Annotated in this window: 22 protein-coding genes and 1 tRNA gene; 10 read left to right on the forward strand and 13 right to left on the reverse strand. The window is 70.3% G+C overall.

Features of this window, described 5'->3' with window-relative positions:
* Positions 1–94: 94 nt before the first annotated feature.
* Together ACE37J_RS01920 and ACE37J_RS01925 are read right to left on the reverse strand one after the other, a co-directional pair.
* Positions 95–874, reverse strand: a complete 780-nt coding sequence (locus ACE37J_RS01920; RefSeq protein WP_409706180.1) for a pyridoxine 5'-phosphate synthase — start codon at positions 872–874, stop codon at positions 95–97.
* A gap of 33 nt (positions 875–907) precedes the next feature.
* Positions 908–1,546: a GntR family transcriptional regulator gene (locus ACE37J_RS01925; RefSeq protein WP_409706183.1), complete on the reverse strand. Its 639-nt coding sequence runs from the start codon at positions 1,544–1,546 to the stop codon at positions 908–910.
* Between the two features lie 116 nt (positions 1,547–1,662).
* On the opposite strand from ACE37J_RS01925, the gene ftsY reads away from it, so the two are divergent.
* The 5 genes from ftsY to ACE37J_RS01950 all read left to right on the forward strand — a co-directional run bounded on the left by ftsY (position 1,663) and on the right by ACE37J_RS01950 (position 7,504).
* On the forward strand, positions 1,663–2,682 hold the full coding sequence (gene ftsY / locus ACE37J_RS01930) for a signal recognition particle-docking protein FtsY (RefSeq protein ID WP_409706187.1): 1,020 nt from the start codon (positions 1,663–1,665) through the stop codon (positions 2,680–2,682).
* 123 nt (positions 2,683–2,805) lie between these two features.
* Entirely contained in the window at positions 2,806–5,022 is a 2,217-nt protein-coding gene (locus tag ACE37J_RS01935; protein ID WP_409706190.1) for a response regulator, read from the forward strand.
* 61 nt (positions 5,023–5,083) lie between these two features.
* Entirely contained in the window at positions 5,084–5,989 is a 906-nt protein-coding gene (locus ACE37J_RS01940) for an EamA family transporter (protein ID WP_409706598.1), read from the forward strand.
* Positions 5,990–5,999: 10 nt separating this feature from the next.
* Complete coding sequence (locus ACE37J_RS01945; protein ID WP_409706193.1) at positions 6,000–6,863, forward strand: alpha/beta fold hydrolase; 864 nt, start codon at positions 6,000–6,002, stop codon at positions 6,861–6,863.
* A 44-nt stretch (positions 6,864–6,907) separates the two neighbouring features.
* Entirely contained in the window at positions 6,908–7,504 is a 597-nt protein-coding gene (locus ACE37J_RS01950; RefSeq protein ID WP_409706196.1) for a septation protein A, read from the forward strand.
* A gap of 314 nt (positions 7,505–7,818) precedes the next feature.
* Here the strand turns inward: ACE37J_RS01950 and ACE37J_RS01955 are convergent, their stop codons facing one another.
* Both ACE37J_RS01955 and ACE37J_RS01960 read right to left on the reverse strand, forming a co-directional pair.
* The gene (locus tag ACE37J_RS01955; RefSeq protein ID WP_409706199.1) at positions 7,819–8,034 is read right to left on the reverse strand and encodes a hypothetical protein; all 216 of its coding nucleotides are present in this window, start codon (positions 8,032–8,034) and stop codon (positions 7,819–7,821) included.
* A gap of 13 nt (positions 8,035–8,047) precedes the next feature.
* On the reverse strand, positions 8,048–9,031 hold the full coding sequence (locus tag ACE37J_RS01960) for a 2-hydroxyacid dehydrogenase (protein ID WP_409706202.1): 984 nt from the start codon (positions 9,029–9,031) through the stop codon (positions 8,048–8,050).
* Positions 9,032–9,123: 92 nt separating this feature from the next.
* Between ACE37J_RS01960 and ACE37J_RS01965 the strand changes: the two genes are divergently transcribed.
* Entirely contained in the window at positions 9,124–9,618 is a 495-nt protein-coding gene (locus ACE37J_RS01965) for an SH3 domain-containing protein (RefSeq protein WP_409706205.1), read from the forward strand.
* Positions 9,619–9,896: 278 nt separating this feature from the next.
* On the opposite strand, the gene ACE37J_RS01970 is transcribed toward ACE37J_RS01965, so the two are convergent.
* The 4 genes from ACE37J_RS01970 to ACE37J_RS01985 all read right to left on the reverse strand — a co-directional run bounded on the left by ACE37J_RS01970 (position 9,897) and on the right by ACE37J_RS01985 (position 14,096).
* The gene (locus ACE37J_RS01970) at positions 9,897–11,402 is read right to left on the reverse strand and encodes a M48 family metalloprotease (RefSeq protein WP_409706208.1); all 1,506 of its coding nucleotides are present in this window, start codon (positions 11,400–11,402) and stop codon (positions 9,897–9,899) included.
* A 111-nt stretch (positions 11,403–11,513) separates the two neighbouring features.
* The gene (locus ACE37J_RS01975; protein ID WP_409706211.1) at positions 11,514–12,275 is read right to left on the reverse strand and encodes an enoyl-CoA hydratase-related protein; all 762 of its coding nucleotides are present in this window, start codon (positions 12,273–12,275) and stop codon (positions 11,514–11,516) included.
* A 64-nt stretch (positions 12,276–12,339) separates the two neighbouring features.
* The gene (locus ACE37J_RS01980; protein WP_409706214.1) at positions 12,340–12,879 is read right to left on the reverse strand and encodes a hypothetical protein; all 540 of its coding nucleotides are present in this window, start codon (positions 12,877–12,879) and stop codon (positions 12,340–12,342) included.
* Positions 12,880–12,938: 59 nt separating this feature from the next.
* Positions 12,939–14,096 carry an acyl-CoA dehydrogenase family protein gene (locus ACE37J_RS01985; RefSeq protein ID WP_409706217.1) on the reverse strand — a complete coding sequence of 386 codons (1,158 nt, stop codon included), beginning with the start codon at positions 14,094–14,096 and terminating at the stop codon, positions 12,939–12,941.
* A gap of 140 nt (positions 14,097–14,236) precedes the next feature.
* Between ACE37J_RS01985 and ACE37J_RS01990 the strand changes: the two genes are divergently transcribed.
* A complete protein-coding gene (locus ACE37J_RS01990) occupies positions 14,237–14,518 on the forward strand; it encodes an SCP2 sterol-binding domain-containing protein (protein WP_409706220.1) in 282 nt (93 codons plus the stop codon).
* 81 nt (positions 14,519–14,599) lie between these two features.
* Here ACE37J_RS01990 and ACE37J_RS01995 read toward each other — a convergent pair.
* Together ACE37J_RS01995 and ACE37J_RS02000 are read right to left on the reverse strand one after the other, a co-directional pair.
* Positions 14,600–14,675 (reverse strand) — tRNA-Ala (locus ACE37J_RS01995).
* Between the two features lie 103 nt (positions 14,676–14,778).
* A complete protein-coding gene (locus ACE37J_RS02000) occupies positions 14,779–15,222 on the reverse strand; it encodes a TIGR02300 family protein (protein ID WP_409706223.1) in 444 nt (147 codons plus the stop codon).
* 215 nt (positions 15,223–15,437) lie between these two features.
* Here ACE37J_RS02000 and ACE37J_RS02005 point away from each other — a divergent pair, with 215 nt between their 5' ends.
* Genes ACE37J_RS02005 through ACE37J_RS02015 form a run of 3 tightly spaced genes read left to right on the forward strand, consistent with a single transcriptional unit; the run spans position 15,438 to position 18,294 of the window.
* A complete protein-coding gene (locus ACE37J_RS02005) occupies positions 15,438–16,823 on the forward strand; it encodes a polyhydroxyalkanoate depolymerase (protein ID WP_409706226.1) in 1,386 nt (461 codons plus the stop codon).
* Entirely contained in the window at positions 16,823–17,536 is a 714-nt protein-coding gene (locus ACE37J_RS02010; RefSeq protein WP_409706229.1) for a M48 family metallopeptidase, read from the forward strand. Before ACE37J_RS02005 ends, ACE37J_RS02010 begins: the two co-directional genes overlap by 1 nt.
* Entirely contained in the window at positions 17,533–18,294 is a 762-nt protein-coding gene (locus ACE37J_RS02015) for an SDR family NAD(P)-dependent oxidoreductase (protein WP_409706232.1), read from the forward strand. Before ACE37J_RS02010 ends, ACE37J_RS02015 begins: the two co-directional genes overlap by 4 nt.
* 4 nt (positions 18,295–18,298) lie before the next feature.
* On the opposite strand, the gene ACE37J_RS02020 is transcribed toward ACE37J_RS02015, so the two are convergent.
* The 3 genes from ACE37J_RS02020 to ACE37J_RS02030 form a co-directional block, all read right to left on the reverse strand.
* The gene (locus ACE37J_RS02020) at positions 18,299–20,344 is read right to left on the reverse strand and encodes a transglycosylase domain-containing protein (RefSeq protein WP_409706235.1); all 2,046 of its coding nucleotides are present in this window, start codon (positions 20,342–20,344) and stop codon (positions 18,299–18,301) included.
* A gap of 75 nt (positions 20,345–20,419) precedes the next feature.
* Positions 20,420–21,334, reverse strand: a complete 915-nt coding sequence (locus ACE37J_RS02025; protein WP_409706238.1) for a dimethyl sulfoxide reductase anchor subunit family protein — start codon at positions 21,332–21,334, stop codon at positions 20,420–20,422.
* Between the two features lies 1 nt (position 21,335).
* Complete coding sequence (locus ACE37J_RS02030; protein WP_409706241.1) at positions 21,336–22,070, reverse strand: 4Fe-4S dicluster domain-containing protein; 735 nt, start codon at positions 22,068–22,070, stop codon at positions 21,336–21,338.
* Positions 22,071–22,086: the final 16 nt, after the last annotated feature.

A 22,086-nucleotide genomic window follows, 5' to 3' on the forward strand; every position in this document is an offset into this window, starting at 1 on the left:
TCAAATCGGCCGGGCGCATGTCGCAGCCGTTCCGCGGAGTCCGGCCGGGTGGCCCTATGGTTCCGGCCCCAAGGTGAGGCGCCGCACTCCCCCCTCACGCCGCGCCCGCCCCGAAGGCCTCGCGCCGCGCCCGGTCCATCACCTCCCGCATCCGCCGGATCGCGCTGTCGAGCCCGGAGAAGATCGCCTCGCCGATCAGGAAATGCCCGATGTTCAGCTCCATCACCTCGGGAAAGACGGCGACCTCCGCCGCCGTCTCGTAGGTCAGCCCGTGCCCGGCATGAACCTCGAGGCCGAGCGAATGCCCGAAGGCCGCCATGTCGCGGAGCTTCGCCAGCTCCGCATCCCGCTCCGCAACCCGCCCCTCGGCGTGATAATCGCAATAGGCGCCCGTATGCAGCTCGATCACCGGCGCTCCGATCCGCGCCGCCGCCTCGATCTGCCGCCGGTCCGCCGCGATGAAGATCGAGACGCGGCAGCCCGCCTCCCTGAGCGGCGCGATGAAATGCGCCAGCCGGTTCTCTTCGCGCGCGACTTCGAGCCCGCCCTCCGTCGTCCGCTCCTCGCGCCGCTCCGGCACGATGCAGACGGCGTGGGGCCGGTGGCGGAGCGCGATCTTCTGCATCTCCTCCGTCGCCGCCATCTCGAAGTTCAGCGGAATGGAGATCGCGGCGAGGATCGCCTCGATATCCGCGTCCACGATATGCCGCCGGTCCTCGCGCAGATGCGCGGTGATCCCGTCCGCCCCCGCCGCCTCCGCGATCTTCGCGGCGCGCACCGGGTCCGGCGCGGCGCCGCCGCGGGCGTTCCGGATCGTCGCGACATGGTCGATATTGACGCCGAGGCGCAGGCGGCCGAGGGGTTTGGTCAGCATGGAATTGCTCCTTCCGGTCGGGAGGATAGAGCGTCAACGCGCCGCTTCCAAGCGGAGCCTCACGGCGTAGGCGCTGGCGATATGGGCGCGCGCCGCCGCCTCCGCCGCCGCCTCGTCCCGCGCGGCCACGGCCTCGACGATGGCGCGATGCTCCCGCGCAGAGCTTTCCGCCCGCCCCGGCGCCGCGAAGGTCGTCCCCCCGAGGAGGGAGAGCGAGCGGCGGACGGGCCCCAGCGTCTCGATCAGGTAGCGGTTGTGGCTCGCGCGCTGAAGCTGCCGGTGGAAGCGCTTGTTGGCCTGGGCGAGCGCCCGCGGCTCCGTCAGCGCCTCGTCCGCCTCGATCATCTCGAAGAGGAGCGCGACCTCCGCCGCCGAGGCGCTCCGCGCCGCGAGCCGCGCGGCGAGCCCCTCCATCACCTCGCGCACCGCGTAAAGCTCCCCGAGCTGGTCATAGTCCAGCGTCGCCACCACCGCGCCCTTCCGCGCCTCGTGCGTCACCACGCCCTGGCTTTCGAGCCGCCGCAGCGCCTCCCGCACCGGCGTGCGGCTCACGCCGAACCGCGTCGCGAGATCGGCCTCCAGCAGCCGCGCGCCGGGCGGGAACTCCCCTCCGTCGATGGCCGCGAGAATGCGCTCGTGAAGGTCCTCGCCCGGTTCCTCGTCCGTCGTCATGCGCCCCTCCGTTTTGGCGCGAGCCTCGCCCGGAGACGGCGCGGGCGCAAGGTGGCCTTGGCGCGCGCGAGGCGGTATCAGGGGCCGGAAACGGACAGGCCGGAGACGCGAGGGCGATGAGTTTCTTCCGCAAGCTGAAGGATCGGCTGACCCGATCCTCCACGAAACTCGACGAGGGCGTGGCCGCGCTGGTCGAGGCCGCGCCGGCGCCCGCCCCCACCCCGGAAACCGCCCCCGCGCCCGAACCAGCGAAGCCCGGCCTCGCCGCCCGCCTCGCCGGCGCCGTGACGGGCCGCGGCGCGGAGCCGACGCGGGTGCTGGACGATGCGATGCTCGCCGAGCTGGAGGAGCTGCTGATCGGCGCCGACATGGGGGTGGAGACCTCGCTCCGCGTCGCCGCCGCGATGGCCGAGGGCCGCTTCGGCCGCCGCGTCGGCGCGTCGGAGGTGAAGGCGGCGCTGGCCGCCGAAATCGCCCGCATCCTCGAACCCGTCGCCCGCCCGCTCCGCCTCAAGGGCCTGAAGCCGCAGGTAGTCCTCGTCTGCGGCGTCAACGGCTCGGGCAAGACGACGACGATCGGCAAGCTCGCGAGCCAGCTCCGCGGCGCCGGCAAGAAGGTCGTCATCGCGGCGGGGGACACGTTCCGCGCCGCCGCGGTCGAACAGCTCCAGGTCTGGGGCGAGCGCGCGGGCGTTCCCGTGATGACCGCGCCCGAAGGCGCCGACCCGGCCTCGCTGGCCTTCGACGCGCTTTCCCGCGCCGAGGCGGAGGGCGCCGACATCCTCCTGATTGACACCGCCGGCCGGCTCCAGAACCGCGCCGACCTCATGGCCGAACTGGAAAAGATCGTCCGCGTCCTGAAGAAGAAGGACCCGACCGCGCCGCATGACGCGCTCCTCGTCCTCGACGCGACGACGGGCCAGAACGCCCTCTCCCAGGTCGACATCTTCCGCAAGGTCGCCGGCCTCACCGGCCTCGTGATGACGAAGCTGGACGGAACCGCGAAAGGCGGCGTCCTCGTCGCGCTGGCGGACCGGTTCGGCCTCCCGATCCACGCCATCGGCGTCGGCGAGCAGATCGACGACCTCCAGCCCTTCGACCCGGAGGAATTCGCGAAGGCGCTGACGGGGGTTTGACCCGGCCGCGCCGCGTCGCCCGCAATCCGCGAGCAAACCTCTCCTTAACAATTTCCCTCCAATGACCTCTTGGCCGCATCAGCCGGGGTCGGGATCGCTGTGACAAGAATTCAGATGGCGCAAATGGGGGCGATACTCGCTCTCCTCGCCGCCGGCGGCGGAGTCACTTACCTCACCCATGTCGAGCGCGCCGTCATCCGACATGCGGAATGGCAGTCGGTCGTCTTCGCAGAGGTGGCCGCAGCGCATCTGGAGACGATCCACGATGTCGCCCAGGGCGCCTCGGTGGACGAGGCGACGAGGGAGAGAATCGCGCATCTGATGCAGGTCGGAGATATCTTCCGCTTCAAGCTTTTTGACGAGGTCGGCCGCCTGAACTTCGATACCGAGGATGCGCAAGCGAAGAGCGGCGAACTGGCCAAACACAATGCGGCCGCCCTTTCTGTCGTCACGAGCGGCGTCCCCTTCACTGAGGTCAAGGACGGCGGCGACAAGCCAAACCGGCCGGATTTCTACAGCGAGACCTATCTTCCGCTTTTGAAGAACGGCCGGATCGCAGGCGTTCTTGAGGTCTATTTCGATCAGACCGCGACGCGCGCGGTCGTGATGGCCGACTATCAGGTCTTCGGGTTGATCGTGATGTTCCTCCTCGCGGCGGCCTTCGGGGTTCCTGCGACGGCGCTGGCGATGACGCTTCGCGAGACGCGCAAGCTTCAGGCGAAGGCCGAGGCGGCCAACCAGGCCAAGTCGAATTTCCTCGCGACGATGAGCCACGAGATCCGCACGCCGATGAACGGCGTGATCGGCATGTCGCTCCTCCTGTCCGAGACCGAGCTGACCGAGCGCCAGAAGATGCTCAACGAGGTCGTGATCAAATCCGGCGAGCAATTGCTGGGCGTGATCAACGACATTCTCGACATCTCGAAAGTCGACGCCGGCAAGCTCAATTTCGAAAGCAGGCCCTTCAAGCTGAGCCGCGTCGTGTCGGAGCCTTTGATGATGGTGGCCCGGCTTGCGGAGGAAAAGCGGATAGAGTTGACCGTCCGCGTCCAGCCCGATCTTCCGCGCTACGTGGTCGGCGATCTCGACCGGCTCCGGCAGGTGACCGTCAACCTGATCAACAACGCCGTGAAGTTCACGCCCGCGGGCCATGTCTACGTCAACCTGACCGGCAAGACGCACACGATCGACGGGGTCGAGATGGTCGCCCTCCGGATGGAGGTTCAGGACACCGGGCCCGGCATTCCGCCTGACATGCAGGACCGGATTTTCGAGCGCTTCACGCAGCTGGACGACTCCGCCACCCGGTCGCATGAGGGAACCGGCCTGGGCCTCGCCATCTCGCGCGGCCTGATTCTCCAGATGGGGGGGCGGATCGGCGTCGAGCCGGCGCCCGGCGGCGGCTCGATCTTCTGGATCGAACTGACCCTTCCCGCCGGGGCCGAGGTGGAGGAGAGGCTGACAGTGGCGGCGGACGTGGCCGGCAAGCGCGTGCTGATCGTCGACGACAACGAGGTCAACCGCTTCGTTCTCCGCGAGCTGGTGCAGTCCTGGCGGATGACGGAGAACGCCGCCTCGACGGGCCGCGAGGCCATCGAGATGATCCGCCGTTCGGCTCACGCCGGCCGCCCCTATGACGTCGTGATCCTCGATCAGCACATGCCCGGCCTCGGCGGCGATGACGTCATCGCCGCCGTCCGGGGGGATCCGGCGATGAAGGATGTCGGCATCGTGCTTCTTTCCTCGGTCGATTCGTCGAATGCGGCCCCCGCCGAAATGTCCGCGGACCAGTATCTGCTCAAGCCGGTTGCGGCTTCGGCGCTCTTCGATGCGCTCGCGAACGCCCTCTCGAACAGCAGCCGGCGTATCGCGGAGGCGGCTCCGCCCGCACCGCCCGCACCGGCCGATGCCGCGCCGGTCGCGTCCCGGGCGGCGCCGGAAACCGGCGAGATCGGCGTCGTGCTCCTGGTCGAGGACAATGTCGTCAACCGGCTCGTCGCCAAACAGATGCTCGCGACCTTGCCGCTCAGGGTCATCGAGGCGCATGACGGCGCGGAGGCGGTGGAGGCGGCGACGCTTCATCGCCCCGACATCGTCCTGATGGACGTCTCCATGCCGGTGATGAACGGCTATGACGCCACGCGCCTCATCCGCAAGCGCGAGCGCGAGGACGGCGTCGAGCCGACGCTGATCGTCGGCGTCACGGCCCATGCCATGGCCGGCGACAGGGCGCGTTGCATCGAATCTGGAATGGACGCCTATCTGCCCAAGCCGCTCGATGTGGAGCGGCTGAGAACTCTGGTCAGCTCCCGGCTCGCAGCGGCTTCGGCCGTCTCATAGACGCGCTTCCCGCGGCCCCGCAAACCCGCTAATCCCGGCGGAAGCGGGAGAACGGCCCATGCTGACCGAATGGGTCGCGAGCATCGAGGGGACGGAGACGGCGGGGCTGGTCGCCACCGTCCTCGCCCTCGTCTCCGCGCTCGCCCACGCCTCCTTCGGCGCGCTCCAGAAGACGAAGGGGATGGACCCGTGGCTGATCCGCGGCGCCATCGACATCTGGTATTTCGCCATCGCGCTCCCCATCGCGCTCTTCGTCTTTCCGCTGCCGCCGCTCGAGCTTGCGCCCGTCTTCATCGGCGTCTTCCTGATCCACACCGCCTACAAGCTCCTCCTCGCCGCCGCCTACGCCCGCGGCGCGTTCACGGTCGTCTATCCCGTCGTGCGCGGGGTCAGCCCGCTCGCCACCGTCCTCTTCGCAGGCGTGGTGTTCGGGGAGACGTTCCGGCTCGGGCAATGGGGCGGGGTGCTGCTCCTCTCCCTCTCCATCATGGCGCTCGCCGGCGTGAACCTGATGCGCGTGAAGCTGCAGCGGGACACGCTCGTCAACGCGCTGATCCTCGCCTTCTTCACCGGCCTCTTCACCGCCGGCTACACGACCTATGACGCCTGGGGGATCAGGCTGGCGGAGAACCCGTTCTCCTTCCTCTTCTGGTTCTTCGTGGTGGACGGGGTGTTCTTCCCCGTCCTCTCCTTCATCCTCTGGCGGAAGCGCGGGCCCTCCCGCCCGCCGCTCGGCCCGATGATGAAGCGCGGCTTCGTCGCCGCGCTTGTCGCCTTCGTCAGCTTCGGCTCGGTGATGATGGCGACGCGCCTCGGCGCGGTCGGCGAGGCGGCGGCGCTCAGGGAGACCTCCGTCGTCTTCGCCGCGATCATCGGCTGGGTGTTTCTCAAGGAGGAGGTCGGGCCCGTCCGCGCCCTCCTCATGGCGCTCATCGCCCTCGGCGCCGCGCTCGTGGAGTTCGGGTGAGGAGCGGCGTATGCAGGTGAAGGTCAACGGCGTAAGGCTCTATTTCGACGTGGAGGGGATGGGCCTCGTCCCCGACGGGCCGCGGATGCGGAAGCGGCCGACGCTTCTCCTCCTCCATGGCGGGCCGGGCGCCGACCATTCGATCTACAAGCCCGATTTCGCCGCGCTCGCCGATGTCGCGCAGGTGATCTGGCTCGATCATCGCGGCGCCGGGCGGAGCGAGGCGGGGGACCCTGCGCTCTGGACCCTCGCGCAATGGGGGGAGGATGTTCACGCCTTCTGCGAGACGCTCGGGATCGAGCGGCCCGTCGTCTACGGCGCCTCCTTCGGCGGCTTCGTCGCGCAGGCCTACGCGACGGCGCGGCCCGAACATCCCGCCGGGCTGATCCTCGCCAGCACCGCCGCCCGGTTCGACTTCGCGGCGATGATCGCCGCCTTCGGCCGCATCGGCGGCCCCGGGGCGGAGGAAGCCGCCGCCGGCTACTGGCTCGCCCCGAGCGCGGAAAGCCGCGCACGCTATCACGAAATCTGCCTGCCGCTCTACACCCGCCGCCCCGCCCCGCCCGATTTCTGGGCGCGGATTCCGCAGGGGACGGAGATCTCGCTCCACTTCAACGGCCCCGGGCGGGAGCAGGGCCGCTTCGACTACCGCGAGGCGCTGGCGCGGCTCGCCTGCCCCACGCTCGTCCTCTGCGGGGAGGACGACCCGGTGACCCCGATCCCCTTCAGCGAGGAGATCGCCCGCTGCGCCCCGCCCGCGCTGACCCGGTTCGAGCGGCTGGCCGATTGCGGCCACGGCGTGACGCAGGACCAGCCCGAGCGCGCCTTCGCCCTGATGCGGGACTTCATCCGCCGCTGCGGCGAAGCGGCCTGACCGGCCCGCTTCCCGGCGCGGCTGAATTCCGCTATGCCCCCGGCATGATCGAAAAAGCCATGAACCCCTGGGTGAAGATCGCGCTGGAGATCGGGCCGCTGGCCGTCTTCTTCCTGACCTATCGCGCCTATGCGGAGGAAAGCGTCTCGCTCTTCGGCGCCGAGTATCAGGGGGTGGTCGTGGCGACCATCGCCTTCATCCCGGCGATCCTCCTCTCCCTCGCGATCTCCTGGTCGCTCACGCGGCATCTGCCGCGCATGGCGATGGTCACGGCGGTCGTCGTCGTCGTCTTCGGCGGGCTCACGATCTGGCTCAACGACGCGACCTTCATCAAGATGAAGCCGACCATCGTGAACCTCATCTTCGCCGGCGCCCTGTTCTGGGGCCTGATGCTCGGCCGCTCCTGGCTCAAGTATCTCGCCGGGGAGCTGATCCCGCTGACCGACGAGGGCTGGATGCTCTTCACGAAGCGCTGGGCGCTCTTCTTCCTCTTCATGGCGCTGGTGAACGAGGTGGTCTGGCGCGGCTTTTCCGAAAGCTTCTGGGTGAGCTTCAAGACCTTCGGCAGCCCCGTCCTCACCATCCTCTTCGTGATGACCCAGGCCCCGCTCCTGAAGCGCCACGCGCTCCCCGAGGAGTAGCGCGCGGCGGATTCACGGGATGGAGACCTTTTTCCGGCATCCTCCCGTCATCGGGGATGTCCTGTCCGTCCCGGGCGGAAAGACGCTCCTGATCGCGGGCCGCGGGCTTTGGCGAAATATGTTTGTAATACGCTTGTAATACGTTTGTAATACACGAGCGACGGGTAATTCCCGAACGATATCAGAGCCTTGTGCGGCTACCCCCGGTTTTCGCACATCAGACCCCGAAATCGCGCAACGCGCGCTCCGGTTTTCGCCCGAATCGCGGCGTCCGCGCCGCTCCCCGTCCGCCTTGCGCCTGTTGCGCGCCGTTGCTACCGCCGCGGCGGCAGGAAGTCCTCCACCTTCGGCCCGTCCTCCCTCTCCGCCTGCCGCTCCGCGCGCGGCGGGTCGGGCGGCCGGTCCTCCGGCGGCGTGCCGAAAAGCGCGCGGGAAATCCCGAAAATCTCGTCCGCGACAATCAGGATGACGACGCCCGCGCCGAGGCAGAGCCAGAGATTGGCCTCGACGAAGGCGTAGAGCCCGGCCACAGCCGCCCCCGCCTCAGAGCATCGAGGGCAGGACCTGGTCGGGCGGGCGGTGGCCGTCCGCGAAGGTCTTGATGTTGATGATGACCTTCTCGCCCATCTCGATCCGCCCCTCCTCCGTCGCCGAACCCATATGCGGCAGGAGGACGACGTTCTTCTGCGCCATCAGCTTCGGGTTCACCGCCGGCTCATGCTCGAAGACGTCGAGCCCGGCCCCGGCGAGCTCGCCCCGGACCAGCATCCGCGTCAGCGCGTTCTCGTCCACGATCTCGCCCCGCGCGGTGTTGACGATATAGGCCGTGGGCTTCAGCAGCTTGAGCCGCCGCGCGTTCAGGAGGTGATAGGTCGCCGGCGTGTGCGGGCAGTTGACGCTCACCACGTCCATCCGCGCAAGCATCTGGTCGAGGCTGTCCCAGTAGGTCGCCTCCAGCGCCGCCTCCGCGTCTGCATGGAGGCGGCGGCGGTTGTGATAATGGATCTGCATCCCGAAGGCCCGCGCGCGCCGCGCCACCGCCTGCCCGATCCGGCCCATGCCGAGGATGCCGAGCCGCTTGCCCGTCACCCGCCGCCCCATCAGCGCGGTGGGGGACCATCCGGCCCAGTCGCCGGACTGGATCAGCGCCGCCCCCTCCATGATCCGCCGCGGCACGGCGAGGATCAGCGTCATCGTCATGTCCGCCGTATCGTCCGTCAGCACGCCGGGCGTGTTGGTGACGAGGATGCCGCGCCCCCGCGCCGTCTCCACGTCGATATGGTCGAAACCGGCGCCGTAATTGGCGATGAGCTTCAGCCGCTCCCCCGCGCGGGCGAGGAGCTTGCCGTCGATCTCGTCCGTCACGGTGGGGACGAGCACATCCGCCGTCGCGATCGCCTCGGAGAGCGCCTCCGCGTCCATCGGCGCGTCGGTCATGTTCAGCGTCACGTCGAAGAGCTCGCGCAGCCGCGTCTCCACCGGCTCGGGCAGGCGGCGGGTGACGACGACCTTGAGACGCGTGGGCATGGGCGGGCCTTCCGGTTGCGACAGGAACAGAAAGCCGTGATAGGATATGGCAAACAAGACCACAAGAAACCGATCCCCGAGGCGGGCAGAGCATGAAACGGATGAAGGGCGCATTCCTCGCGGCGGCGCTGGCGCTGGCGCAACCGGCGACGGCGGAGACTCTGGGGCCGGAGACGAACCTGCCGCTGCCGCGCTTCGTGAGCCTGAAGGCGGAAACCGTCAACGTGCGGCGCGGGCCGGGCATCGGCCACCGGGTGGACTGGGTGTTCCAGCGCCGCGGCATGCCGCTCGAGATCGTGGCCGAGCACGGGCACTGGCGCCGGGTGCGGGATGTGGACGACGCCGGCGGCTGGGTCCATCACGCCATGCTGCGGGGCGACCGTTCCGCGGTCGTCACCGCCCCCCGCGCCGCGCTTCGCGCCGAGCCGGACCGGGAGGCGCCGCTCGCCGCGCTGGCCGAGGCGGGGGTGATCCTCTCCCTCTCCGCCTGCACGCCGGACTGGTGCGAGGCGGACGTCAAGGGCGCCCACGGCTGGGTTCTCAAGACCGAGATCTGGGGCGCGGCGGCGGGCGACGTGTTCGATTGAAACATTCGTGCGCCTGGCCCGGCTTTGTGGACCCGGCCGGGCAGAAACGACGCGCTCCCGCTCGCCCCCTGGCCCGGGCGACCAGCCCGGGCCGCGGCCTCCCTCCCCCCAAGGGAGGCCGCATAGCAACGTCGCAAGAGGCGCAACCGTCAGAGTTCCTGACGCCATAAACCGCTTCGACCAATCGCTCCGAGGCGGCCCCCCGAGGGAGCCCGCGACCCTCCGCGCTCCGTTCGAGCGTCGGCCGACCTCGCGCCGCGCGTGATAAACCCGTCAGATCACCGCACCACCAGCTTCACCTTGCGTCCCGCCCGCAGCCCCTCCCGCGGGCCGAGCCCGTTCAGCACCCGGAACCGCGCCTCCTGATTGTCCGCGAGGGCCATGCGCCGGGCGAGGCTCGCCGGCGTGTCCCCCGCCCTCACGTCGTGGATCGCGATGCGGAGCGGCTTCAGCGCCGCCGCCTCGCGCTGGGAGAGCTTGGCGAAGCTCGCCGCCGCCTGGTCCATCACGAGGCCGAGCCGGTCCTGCCCCTGCGGCTGCACGCCCATGAAGCGCCAGATCCTGTCCCCGTCCCGGATCGCCGTGAGCCGGAGGATGCGGACGCCCTGCTGCGTCTCCGCGGGGAGCAGCGCGGAGGCCGCCTCCAGCCCGCCGATCCGCCCCCGCTGGACGTTCTGGAGCTGCCCCGTCCGCGTCTGCCGGGCGATGCCGGGGGCCCAGGTGCGGGCGATGTAGCCCGCCGCGTCCTGCCCCTGCCGGTCGTCGCCGGAGAAGACGATCCCGGCCCCGTTCGGCCCCGCCATGGTGATCTGCGCCGCCGAGTTCTGGATGCGGAAGCCCTCGGGCGCCGTGAAGGTGAAGCGCAGCTCCGGATGGCTGAAGCGCCGCCCCTCGACGAAGCCCTGCGCCGGGCTGTCGCCATAGATCATCCCGTCGATCGCGGCGTAGAAGCGCGGGCGGTTGCGCCGCCCGTCATCCGCGGCGCCGGAGACGCCGGCCGCCGCCATCGCCTCCCGCACCCGCTCCGCCGTGGCCGGATGGGTGGAGAAGAAATCGACCCGGTTGGGGTTGTAGGCCCCGCCCGCGAGCCGCGCCTGCAGCGTCGTCTCCGCCTGCATGTTGGCGAGGAAATCCGCCTGCGCCAGCGGGTCGTAGCCCGCCCGCGCGATATAGCGGACGCCGAGCTTGTCCGCCTCGAACTCCTGGGAGCGGGAATAGGAGGCGACATAGCCCTGGCCGATGGTCGAGCCGAGCTGCCCGATGGCGTTCAGCGCGTCGCCCGAAAGGCCCGCGACGGCGCCGAGGATCGTCGCGCCGAGGATGCCGATCTGCGCGATCCCCGCCCGCTCCTGCCGCTGCACGCCATGCGCCGCCGTGACATGGCCGATCTCGTGCCCGATCACGCCCGCCAGCTCCGCCTCGTCATTCGCCAGCGCGATCAGCCCGCGCGTGACGTAGACATAGCCGCCCGGCAGCGCGAAGGCGTTCACCACCGGGCTGTCGAGCACGGTGAAGGTCCATTTCGCGTCAGGCTGTTCCGAGGCGGCGGCGAGGCGGCGGCCGATCCCGTCCACATAGTCGCGCAGGGCCCGGTCGGAGACCTCGCCGCCGAACTGCGCGAGGATCTGCGGATGCGCCTGGTCGCCCGTCCGCTGCTCGGAGGCGGAGCGGGCGGCGACCGTCCTCGGCTCGTCGGCGGAAGGGCCGCCCGGCGCGGCGCAGCCGGCGATGAAGAGCGCGGCGACGCCGGCTAGGGCGCTTCTGAACAGGGGAAGGCGGCGCATGGGCAAGGCTCCTCTCGTCTCTCGCGCCGCTCCTCGCACGGAAATCGGGCGCGGGCGCGGCGGCTTCGGGGCGAGAGTAGCGAAAGCGCCGGGGCGGGGGAACCGGCGGGCCTAAGCCTTCCGCGCGAGGAAGCCCTCGAACGCCGCCCGCGCCTCGGCCGAGCCGAGCCGCTCCGCGAAGGCCCGGCTCTCCGCAAGGCTCACCGCCTTCACCGCCTCCGGGTCGGGCCGGAGCATCGCCCGCGTCGCCAGCAGCGCCTCACGCGGCTTGGCGGCGAGGCGGCGCGCGGCGGCCAGCGCCGTCTCCATAAGCCGGTCCGCCGGAACGACGCGGTTGACGATCCCCGCCGCCTCCGCCCGGCGCGCGTCGAAGGGCTCGCCGAGCGCCAGCATCTCGAAGGCCCGCGCATGGCCCATCAGCCGCGGCGCGAGGAGGGAGGAGCCGTTCTCCGGCACGAGGCCGAGATCGACGAAGGGCGTCCGGATCGAGGCGCTCTCCGCCGCATAGACGAGGTCGCACTGGAAGAGCGTGGTGGCGCCGACGCCGACGGCGAGCCCCTCCACCGCCGCGATCAGCGGCTTCTTCCCCTCCACCTGCGCCATCAGGAACCGCCCGACGCCGCGCCCGCCGGCCCCGCCTTTCGCCCCACCCTTAGACGCTGCGAGGAAGTCGACGATGTCGTTCCCCGTGGTGAAGTTCCCGCCCGCGCCGGCGAGGAGGACGGCGCCGACCGCCGCGTCCGCCTCCGCCGCCGCCATCCCGTTCGCCAGCGCGTGATACATCGCGTCGGTCAGCGCGTTCTTCTTCTCCGGGCGATTCATCACGAGGAGGGCGACGCCCTCCTTCGTCTCGATGTCGATGGTTCCGCTCATGCGCGCCTCCCTTTTCGCGCGCAGGCTATGGCGGCGCGGGCGCGCCGCCAAGCGCGACGCGGCGTCAGGAGGCCGGCAGCGCGTCCGGGTTGAAGCCGCACCATTCAGCGGCCTTCAGAAAGTTGGCGGTGAAGCCGGAGAGGGACAGCTCGTCATAGAGCGCCGGCTCCCGCCCGGCCCGCAACACGACGAAACCGATGCGTCCGCCGGCGCGAAGCGCCGTCGCCAGTTCCTGCACGAAGCCGGAGGTGAGGGCCGCGGCGCGGAAATAGTCGCCGTACTCGTCGGCGCCGACATAGACCGAAAGCTCGTCGCCGAGCCAGATCGCCTCTCCGTCGATCAGGATCTCGAACCCGTCGTCGAAGTCCAGCGGCTGCGGCTCCGAGCGATACCAGAGCGGATGATAGATCGCCTCCGCGTTGAAGCCGCCCCGATCGAACTCCAGCCGGAACGAGCCCTCCGCATCGCCGCCCGTATGGATCGAGCAGACTTCGCCCCGCATTTCCGCCCGCCAGTCCTTGTGCGCCCAGTCGCGCTCGGCTCCCTCCGCCGAAGCCCAGCCCGCAAGAACGCCCAGAAAGGCCGCCGCTCCGATCATCCGCATGTTCGCGCCTCCATGTTGCGGCTCCAGAAAGCGCATCCGCCTTTAAAGGCGGGTGAATGTCATTGCAGGCGGGGCGGGAGCGTGCCCTCGTACTTGCAGATGATGCCCAGCATCACCTCGTCAGCCCCGCCGCCGATGCTCCAGAGCCGCCCGTCGCGGTAGAACTGGCTGACGATGTTGTCCCGCGTGTATCCCATGCCGCCCCAGTATTGCAGGCAGGAATCGGAAATCTCCCGGCTGAGCCGCCCGCCCTTCAGTTTCGCCATGGAGGCGAGGCGCGTCACGTCCTCCCCGTTCACGTAATCCTCCACCGCGCGCCAGACGAGGGAGCGGAACAGCTCCACCTCCGTCCGGAGCTCGGCGAGGCGGAAATGGATCACCTGGTTCTCGATCAGCTTCTTGCCGAAGGCGTCGCGCTGGCGGCAATACTCCACCGTGGCGTCGATCATCCTGTCGAGGCTCGGCAGCCCGTTCGCCGCGGCCCAGAGCCGCTCCTCCTGGAACTGCATCATCTGCATCCGGAACCCGTCCCCCGGCTTGCCGACAATGTTGCGGCGCGGCACGCGCACGTCGTCGAAGAAGAGCTGCGCCGTGTCGGAGGAATTCATGCCGATCTTGTGGATCTTCTGGCGCGTGATCCCGGGGCTGTCCATCGGCACCATGATCAGCGACTTGGCCTTGTGCGGCGCGGCGTCCGGCTCGGTGTTGACGAGGAGGCAGCACCAGTCGGCCTTCATGCCGTTGGTGATCCACATCTTCTGCCCGTTGATGACGTAGTCGTCGCCGTCGATTCGCGCCCATGTCTTCGTCGCGGCCACGTCCGAGCCCGCGCCCGGCTCCGAGACGCCGATGCAGCCCACCGCGTCGCCCGCGATGGCGGGGCGGAGGAACTCCTTGCGCAACGCTTCGGAGCCGAAGCGGGCGAGGGCGGGGGTGCACATGTCCGTCTGCACGCCGATCGCCATCGGCACGCCGCCGCAATCGATCTTGCCCAGCTCCTCCGCCACCACCATCGCGTAGGAGAAATCGAGCCCGAGCCCGCCATCCTCCTCCGGGTACTTCACGCCGAGGAGGCCGAGATCGCCGAGCTTCTTGAAGACCTCGTGCGAGGGAAACTGCTCCGCCGCCTCCCAGTCCTTCACATGGGGGTTGATCTCCTCCGCCACGAAGCGGGCGACGGTGTCTCGCAGCTGGCGGTGCTCAGCGGTGAACTGCATGGGTCTCCTCCGGTTTTCCGGCGAGACTAGCCGTCCGGCGCGGCGGCGCCACGCCTTTCGCGGGCTGACCTTGCGTCGCCTCTTCCCATTCCGCCCTGCGCCCGTCATTTTCAGGCGCGACAGCCGAAGGGGAGACAAGGATGAGCGTGCAGGATCTCGCGAACGACATGAAGGCCCGCGTCGAGGGCGGGGCGTTCGACGCCTCGATCAAGTTCGATTGCGGCGATGACGGAGTGCTGGTGATCGACCGTCAGTCCGTCTCGACGACGGATCAGGACGCCGATTGCACCGTCGGCGTCTCCCTCGAAGACCTGGAGGCCATCATCGCCGGAGACCTCGATCCCACGGCGGCCTTCATGCAGGGCAAGCTGAAGGTCGAGGGCGACATGGCGGTGGCGATGAAGCTCAGCCAGCTTCTCTAGGCTCCGCAGGCCGGAGGCGCTTCTTCGGGAGAGCGCCTGATCCCGTCGCCAAGGCGCCAGGCCGGATCATCTGCGGCGGGATGGTGGAGCCGAGGGGAATCGAACCCCTGACCTCTTGAATGCCATTCAAGCGCTCTCCCAACTGAGCTACGGCCCCTTGTCGTCTCCGCCCGGATGGGGCCGGGCGGTGCGCGCTTCTCTAGGTCCGCGCGCGCCGCGGCGCAAGCCCGAAATCGGGCGCGCCGCGCCGCGGGCGGCTGTCAGACGTCCTTTTCGTCGAGGTCGACGCCGGAGAACTCGCCGAGGTCGTCGTCGTCCTCCTCGTCGTCGTCGGCGAGCAGCACGTCCTCCTCGATCTCGTCCTCTTCCTCTTCCTCGTCGTCGTCGTCCGCGGCGACAAGGGGATCGGAATCATCATCGTCGTCGGCGGCCACGATCAGCGGCGCCTCGACGATCTCCTCCTCGTCCTCGGCGTCCTCCTCGTCATCCGCCTCGATGACGTCGAGATCCTCCTCGTCCTCGTCGTCCTCGACGACGACCTTCGACGCGGCCGCCTTCGTGACCCGCGACTTGACCGCAAGGGCCATCGCCGGCTCGTAGGTCGCCCCGCATTTCGGGCAGTCCACCGGGTCGCGGTTCAGGTCGTAGAAGCGGGCGCCGCAGGCGCCGCACAGGCGTTTCACGCCCCATTCGTCTTTGGGCATCAGACTTCCCCCGTGGGAACGGTCGATTCGAAAGAAGCGGGGCAATGCCACATGTCCCGGCGGCAGTCAAAAGGAAAGCCGCTGCGGCTGACCCTGCGTCAGGCGCCGCAGATGCGAAATCGCCTTGTGGCGCCGCAAGGCGGTGTCTAGTGTTTCAGTAATGCGACGCGCGCGCATGTGGGGTTGGCGCCGCCTCGCGGGACCGAGGGGACAATATGCTCTATCACGCCTATGAATTCACGCACGCCGCCATCGCGCCGATGCGGCAGGCGGCGAAGCTCTCCATGCGGATGCTGCGGGACCCGCTGAATCCCTTCGCCGAGGCGCTGCCCGCCCGCACATCCGCGGCGATGCTGGAGATGTTCGTCTCCGCCACCAAACGCTACGGCAAGCCGGAATTCGGCATCGAGACGGTGGAGGTGGACGGCGAGCAGATCGCCGTCTTCGAGGAGCCGGTGATCGAGAAGCCGTTCTGCACGCTCCTCCATTTCCGGCGGGACGGCGCCGCGGCGCGGAAGGACCCCGCGGTGCTGATCGTCGCGCCGATGTCCGGCCATTTCGCGACGCTCCTGCGCGGCACCGTGCAGGCGATGCTGAAGGACCATGAGGTCTACATCACCGACTGGATCGACGCGCGCGACGTGCCGCTCTCCGAGGGCCGGTTCGGCCTCGACGACTACATCGACTACGTGCGCGACTTCTGCGCAGCCCTGCACGAGCTCCGGGGGGAGCGGCCGGCGGTCATGGCGGTCTGCCAGCCTGGCGTGCCCGTTCTCGCCGCCGCCGCGGTGATGGCCGAGGACAGGGATCCGCACCGCCCCGCATCCATCGTTCTGATGGGCAGCCCCATCGACACGACGCGCAACCCGACCGAACCCAACGTGCTCGCCACTACGCGGCCTCTCTCCTGGTTCGAGAAGAACGTGATCGTCACCGTGCCGTTCCCCAATCTCGGCTTCATGCGGCGCGTCTATCCGGGATTTCTCCAGCTTTCCGGCTTCATGTCGATGAATCTGGACCGGCATGTCGACGCGCACATGAAGCAGTTCCAGCACCTGATCCAGGGCGACGGGGAGAGCGCGGACGCGCACAACACGTTCTATGACGAATATCTCGCCGTGATGGACATGACGGCCGAGTTCTATCTCGAAACGATCGAGACCGTGTTCCAGAAGCACGCCCTGCCGAAGGGCCGGATGATGTATCGCGGGGCGCGGAAGGTGCGGCCCGAGGCGATCACCGACATCGCGCTGATGACGGTCGAGGGCGAGAAGGACGACATCACCGGCCGCGGCCAGACCGCGGCGGCGCATGTGCTCTGCCCCGATCTGCCGGGCGCGATGAAGTTCCATTGGGAACAGCCCGAGGTCGGCCATTACGGTGTCTTCAACGGCTCGCGCTTCCGCAACTCGATTCGCCCGCGAATCGTGGAGTTTCTCGCGGAGAACCGGGGCGGTGCGCTCGCCGCCCGGCTCGCGCGGGCGGCCAAGACCGCGCCGCTCCGCCTCGTCGCCGACGCGGCGCCGGAGCCTGAGGCCTCCGCCGAGCCCCGGAAGCCCGCGACCCCGCGCAAGCCCCGCGCCCGCCGCAACGAGAGCTGATGCCGGGGGCGCCGCTCCGCATCCGGCTCGACGATCCGGAGACGGAGGTGGAGATCCGTCGCGCCCCGCGCGCGCGGCGCATCACGCTCACCGTGCCGCAGACGGGCGCGCCGCCGCGCCTGACGGCGCCGCCGGGCGCCATGGAGGGCGAGTTGCGGCTCTTCCTTCTCCGCCATTCGGACTGGCTGCGGGAGGCGCTGGCGCGCGCGCCGGCGCCGTCGCCGGTCCGCCCGGGAGCCGCCCTTCCCGTCGGCGGCAGGCTTCTGACGATCGAGGCTGCGCCGGGCCCCCGCCGCGCCCCGCGGATCGAGGGGGATCGCGTGATCCTCCAGGGCAGGGGCGAGGCCGGCCCGCGGCTCGCCGCCTGGCTGAAGGAGCGCGCCCGCGCCGCGCTGCTCCCCGCCGTGGAGGACTGCGCCGCCGCGCTCGGCGCCCGCGCGCGGAGCCTGACGCTCCGCGACCAGAAGGGGCGCTGGGGCTCCTGCACCGGCCGGGGCGATCTCAGCTTCTCGTGGCGGCTCGCGATGGCGCCGCCCTCCGCGCTCGACTATGTCGCGGCGCACGAGGCGGCGCATCTCGTGGAGATGAACCACGGCCCCCGCTTCTGGGCGCTGGTGGAGCGTCTCCGCCCCGGATGGCGGCGGGAGCGGGACTGGCTGAAGCGGGAGGGGCCGGCGCTGCATCGCTACCGGTTCGAGGGGGAGGGGGCATGACGCATCTGGAGGGCAAGGTCGTTCTCGTCACCGGCGCGAGCCGGGGCATCGGAGCGGCCGCCGCGCGCCTCTTCGCCAAGGCGGGCGCCGCGGTGATTCTCGCGGCGCGGAGCGACGGGGAGGCGGGGCGGCTTGCGGCGGAGATCGTCGCCGCGGGCGGGCGGGCCGAGGCCGTCCGTTGCGACGTCGCCCGCTTCGCCGATGTCGAGGCGGCGGCGGCGCAGGCCGAGGCGGCGTTCGGCGGGCTCGACATCCTCGTGAACAACGCCGGCGCGATCGAACCAATCGGCCCGATCGAGACGATGGACCCGGAGGCCTGGGGCGCCGTCATCGACGTGAACCTGAAGGGCGTGTTCCACGGCCTCCGCGCCGCCTTGCCCCGGTTCCGGGCGCGCGGCGGGGGCGTCGTCGTCAACGTCTCCTCCGGCGCGGCGCTCAACCCGCTGGAGGGATGGAGCCATTACTGCGCCTCGAAGGCCGGCGCGCTCATGCTCACGCGCTGCGCCGATCTGGAGGCGGAGGGGACGGGCGTGCGCATCGTCGGCCTCAGCCCGGGCACAGTGGCGACGGAGATGCAGGCCGCGATCCGCGCCTCCGGGGTCAACCGCGTCTCCCGCCTCGCGCCCTCCGCGCATATCCCGGCGGACTGGGCGGCCCGGGCGATTCTCTGGGCGACGGGGCCGGAGGCGGCGTCCTTCCACGGGAAGGACATCTCGCTCCGCGACGAGGGGATCCGCCGGCGGGTCGGCCTGATCTGAGGCCTCAGCGGTCGATCCGCGGCGCCTCCGCCGCGCCGCCGCCATCTCCGCCGCCGAGCGCCTGCAGCACCTCCCGGAAGACGGTGGAGACGACGCCGTCCGCCTCCTCGCCCCCGTCCGGGCTCCGGCCCGGCGCGCCTGCCGGCGCGGTGCGCAGCGGGCGCGCCGGCAGCCCCTCATGCAGCCGGATCGCGGCCTCCCGCCAGATCGCGGCGGGCAGGCCGCCGCCGGTGACGCCGCGCAAGGGCTCGTTGTCGTCCTTCCCCATCCAGACGCCGATCACGTAGTCGGCCGTGAAGCCGATGAACCAGGCGTCCCGCGCCGCCTGAGTCGTTCCCGTCTTTCCGGCGGCGGGGCGGCCCGGATCGGCGCGGGCGCCCGTGCCCGTCCGGATCACGTCCTCCAGCATCCCGGTGAGCCGGCCCGCCGTTGCGGGGGAGAGAACGGCCTCCCCCGCGCCGGTGTCTGACGCCGTCATCAGCGGCGAGGCCTCCCCGCGGATCGTGATCTCCTCGATCCCGCGCGGCGGCGTGCGGAGGCCGCCATTGGCGATGACGGCGAAGAGCCCGGTCATCTCCACCAGCGTCGCCTCGGAAACGCCGAGCGCCAGCGCCGGCCCCTCGGCCAGCGGCGCGGTCAGCCCCATCTCCGCGGCGAGCCTCCGCACCTTGCCGCGGCCGACATCTTCCGAGAGCCGGACGGCGACCGTGTTGATCGAGCGCGCCAGCGCCTCCGTCAGCGTGACCGGGCCCGAATAGCCGCCGCCGTAATTCTCCGGGCTCCAGCGGCCCGAGCCGGGGATGGTCATCGTCAGCGGCTCGTCCACGATCACGTCATTGGGGGACCATCCGGCCTCCAGCGCCGCGGCGTAGACGACGGGCTTGAAGGCGGAGCCCGTCTGCCGCAGCGCCTGCGCCGCGCGGTTGAATGCGCCGCCGCGCGGGTCTCGCCCGCCGATCATGGCGCGCACGCGCCCGTCATGGGTCATGACCACGATCGCCGCTTCCGCCGGGCTGTCCGGCGCCACGCGCGTCTCGAACACATGGGCGAGCGCGGCCTCCGCCGCCGTCTGCGCCGCCGGATCGAAAGTCGTGGCGATGCGCACGTCCTCCGTCGTCCGCGCGGTGAGGAAGGAGGGGCCGGATTCCATCACCCAGTCCGCGAAATGCGCGCCGACGCGCCGCTCCGCCTCCCGGCTCAGGCGCGCGGGCGCCGCGAGGGCGGCGAGCGCGTCCGTCTCGCTGATCGCCCCTGTCTCGCGCATCGCATTGATGACGATGGCGGCCCGGCCTTCGGCCCGCCCCATGTCCGACGTGGGCGCGAAGCGGGAGGGCGCCTTGAGCAACCCTGCGAGCATCGCCGCCTCCGGCACGGTCACGAACTTCGCGGATTTCGAGAAATAGCGCTGCGCCGCCGCCTCGAACCCCGTCGCCCCGGCGCCGAGATAGACCCGGTTCATGTAGATCGAGAGGATCTCGTCCTTCGAGTATTTCAGCTCTAGCGCCAGCGCGACCGGGATCTCCTTGAGCTTCCGCTCCAGCGTCCGCTCCGTCGTGAGAAAGACGTTCTTCGCCACCTGCTGCGTGATCGTCGAGCCGCCCTGGACCAGCCGACCGGCGCGGAGGTTGACGACCATCGCCCGCGCCAGCCCCCGCGGGTCGACCCCGAAATGGGAATAGAACCGCCGGTCCTCCGCCGCGAGGATCGCGGCGACGAGATGGGGCGAGACATCCCCCGGCCGCACGACCCCGCCGAACTGCTCGCCGCGCCATGCGAAGACGTCCCCGTTCGCGTCCAGCATGGTCACCGAGCCCTGCTCCCGCGCATCGAGGAGCGTGGAGGCCGCCGGCAGCTTCACCACGTAATAGACGGTCGAACCGGCGAGGATCAGCAGCCCCAGCGCGGCGAGCCGGAGGCCGAGACGGAAGGCGAGCCGCAGGAGCCATCGCACCGCGCCGCCGATCACCCGGTCGAACCAGCCGAGCTTCTTCGCGCGCGGCGCAGCCTTGCGCCCGCCTTCGGCGGCCTTCGCGGTCTTCGTCCTGCTCACGCGCGCCTCGTTATTGTCGTTCGCACCCATTGCGCGTTGCGCAGATGCTACCCCAAGGCGGCGAAAATGTGGAGGCTATCGACGCCCGTAATAGAGGCCGACGACATGTTCCGCCTCCGCGAAGAAGAGCCAGCGCGATACGAAGGCGCCGAAGAGATGCAGGAGAAGCGCGAGCGCGAGGCCCGGCGCCGCCAGCGCCCCCGCATCGCGGGACAGAATGTAGAGGAAGAGCGGCGCGAAGAGCCCGAAGATGACGAAGAGCACGGCGAGTTTCTCCGCCCGCCGCCGCCCGACGACGAAGATCATCTCCTTCATCAGGTAGTTGGGCGCGCTGTGCGGCGGCTCCACTTGCCTGACCTTGCCAAGGGCTCCGAGCCCCGTGGCGCTCTCGGGCGTCGCCGCCGTCCCGAGCGTGAGCGCGCCCGTGCGGCGGCGATAGGCATAGGCCGCGGCGGAGCCGATGAGGAGCGGCAGCCCCGCGCCGGGGCCCGCCGTCTCCCCGGCCATCGCCATGGCGAGGCCGTTTGCGATCACCCCGCCGGCGAGGGCGAGGCCGAGGAACATGGCGACGGTGAAGGGGTTGGACCAGCGCGGCACCGTTTTCAGCTGCGCATAGATCATCGCCGTTGAGAAGACGGCCAGCGCGGCGAGCAGGGCCGAGAGCAGCCCGAGCGGGCGAGAGGGCGCGCCGGTCAGGAACCACCCCGCCACATAGGCGAAGAACACCGCCATGAGCGCGACGGAGACGACGCCCTCCCGGCTCAGCCAGCTCGTCCGCCACTGGCTGAAGGCCCGCCAGGCGCGCTGCGCATTGCCGAGATGGAGTGTCGAGGCGAGGAGCCCCGCGCCCGCCAGCGCGAGCGCGAAGAGCCCGGTAAACGGCCCGGCGACGGCGCCGGACGGGCCGAAGCCGAGGCCGAGCAGCGTCATCGTCCCGAAGCCGAGGCCGGAGAGCACCGTGAAGACGATGACTGAAGGCGCTGGATGCATGTCAGAGCCGCTCCAGCGCCTTGTCGAGCCAGCCGAGGAAGCCCTTCGCCTCCGGCTCCGCCAGCGACGCAAGCGAAAGGGGCTCCGGCGCGGCCTTCGGGCGAGGCGGCAGATAGCGGTTGACCGGCTTCGTCCCCTGTTCCGGCATCAGCGCGAAGCCGCCCCGCTCCGCCACGAGGCGGGACACGGCGCTGCCCTCGTCCCCGAGATCGCCGAAATGCCGCGCGCCGGTCGGGCATGCGCGGACGCAGGCGGGAACGCGGTCTTCCTCCGGCAGGTTGTCGTTGTAGATCCGGTCCACGCAGAGCGTGCACTTCTTCATCACCCCCGCCGCCCGGTCCATCTCCCGCGCCCCATAGGGGCAGGCCCAGGCGCAAAGCCCGCAGCCGATGCAGGCGTCTTCGTTCACCAGAACGATCCCGTCCTCCGCCCGCTTGTAGCTGGCGCCGGTCGGGCAGACGGTGACGCAGGGCGCATCCTCGCAATGGAGGCAGGAGCGCGGGAAGTTCACGACCTGCGCCGGCCCCGTCTCCGGGACCGCCTCATACATGTGGACGCGGTTGAGAAAGGCGCCCTCGGGCTCCGGCCCGTAGGCGTTCAGGTCGGAAAGCGGGGCGCCGTAGCCGCCTGTGTTCCATTCCTTGCAGGAGGTCACGCAGGCATGGCAGCCGACGCAGGTGTCAAGGTCGATCACGAGGCCGAGCTTGACCTCGCCGCAAGGGGGCAGGGCGGTCACGCCGTTCGCGCGCGGG

The organism is Pikeienuella sp. (genome assembly GCF_046290545.1).
Lineage (GTDB): Bacteria > Pseudomonadota > Alphaproteobacteria > Rhodobacterales > Rhodobacteraceae > Pikeienuella.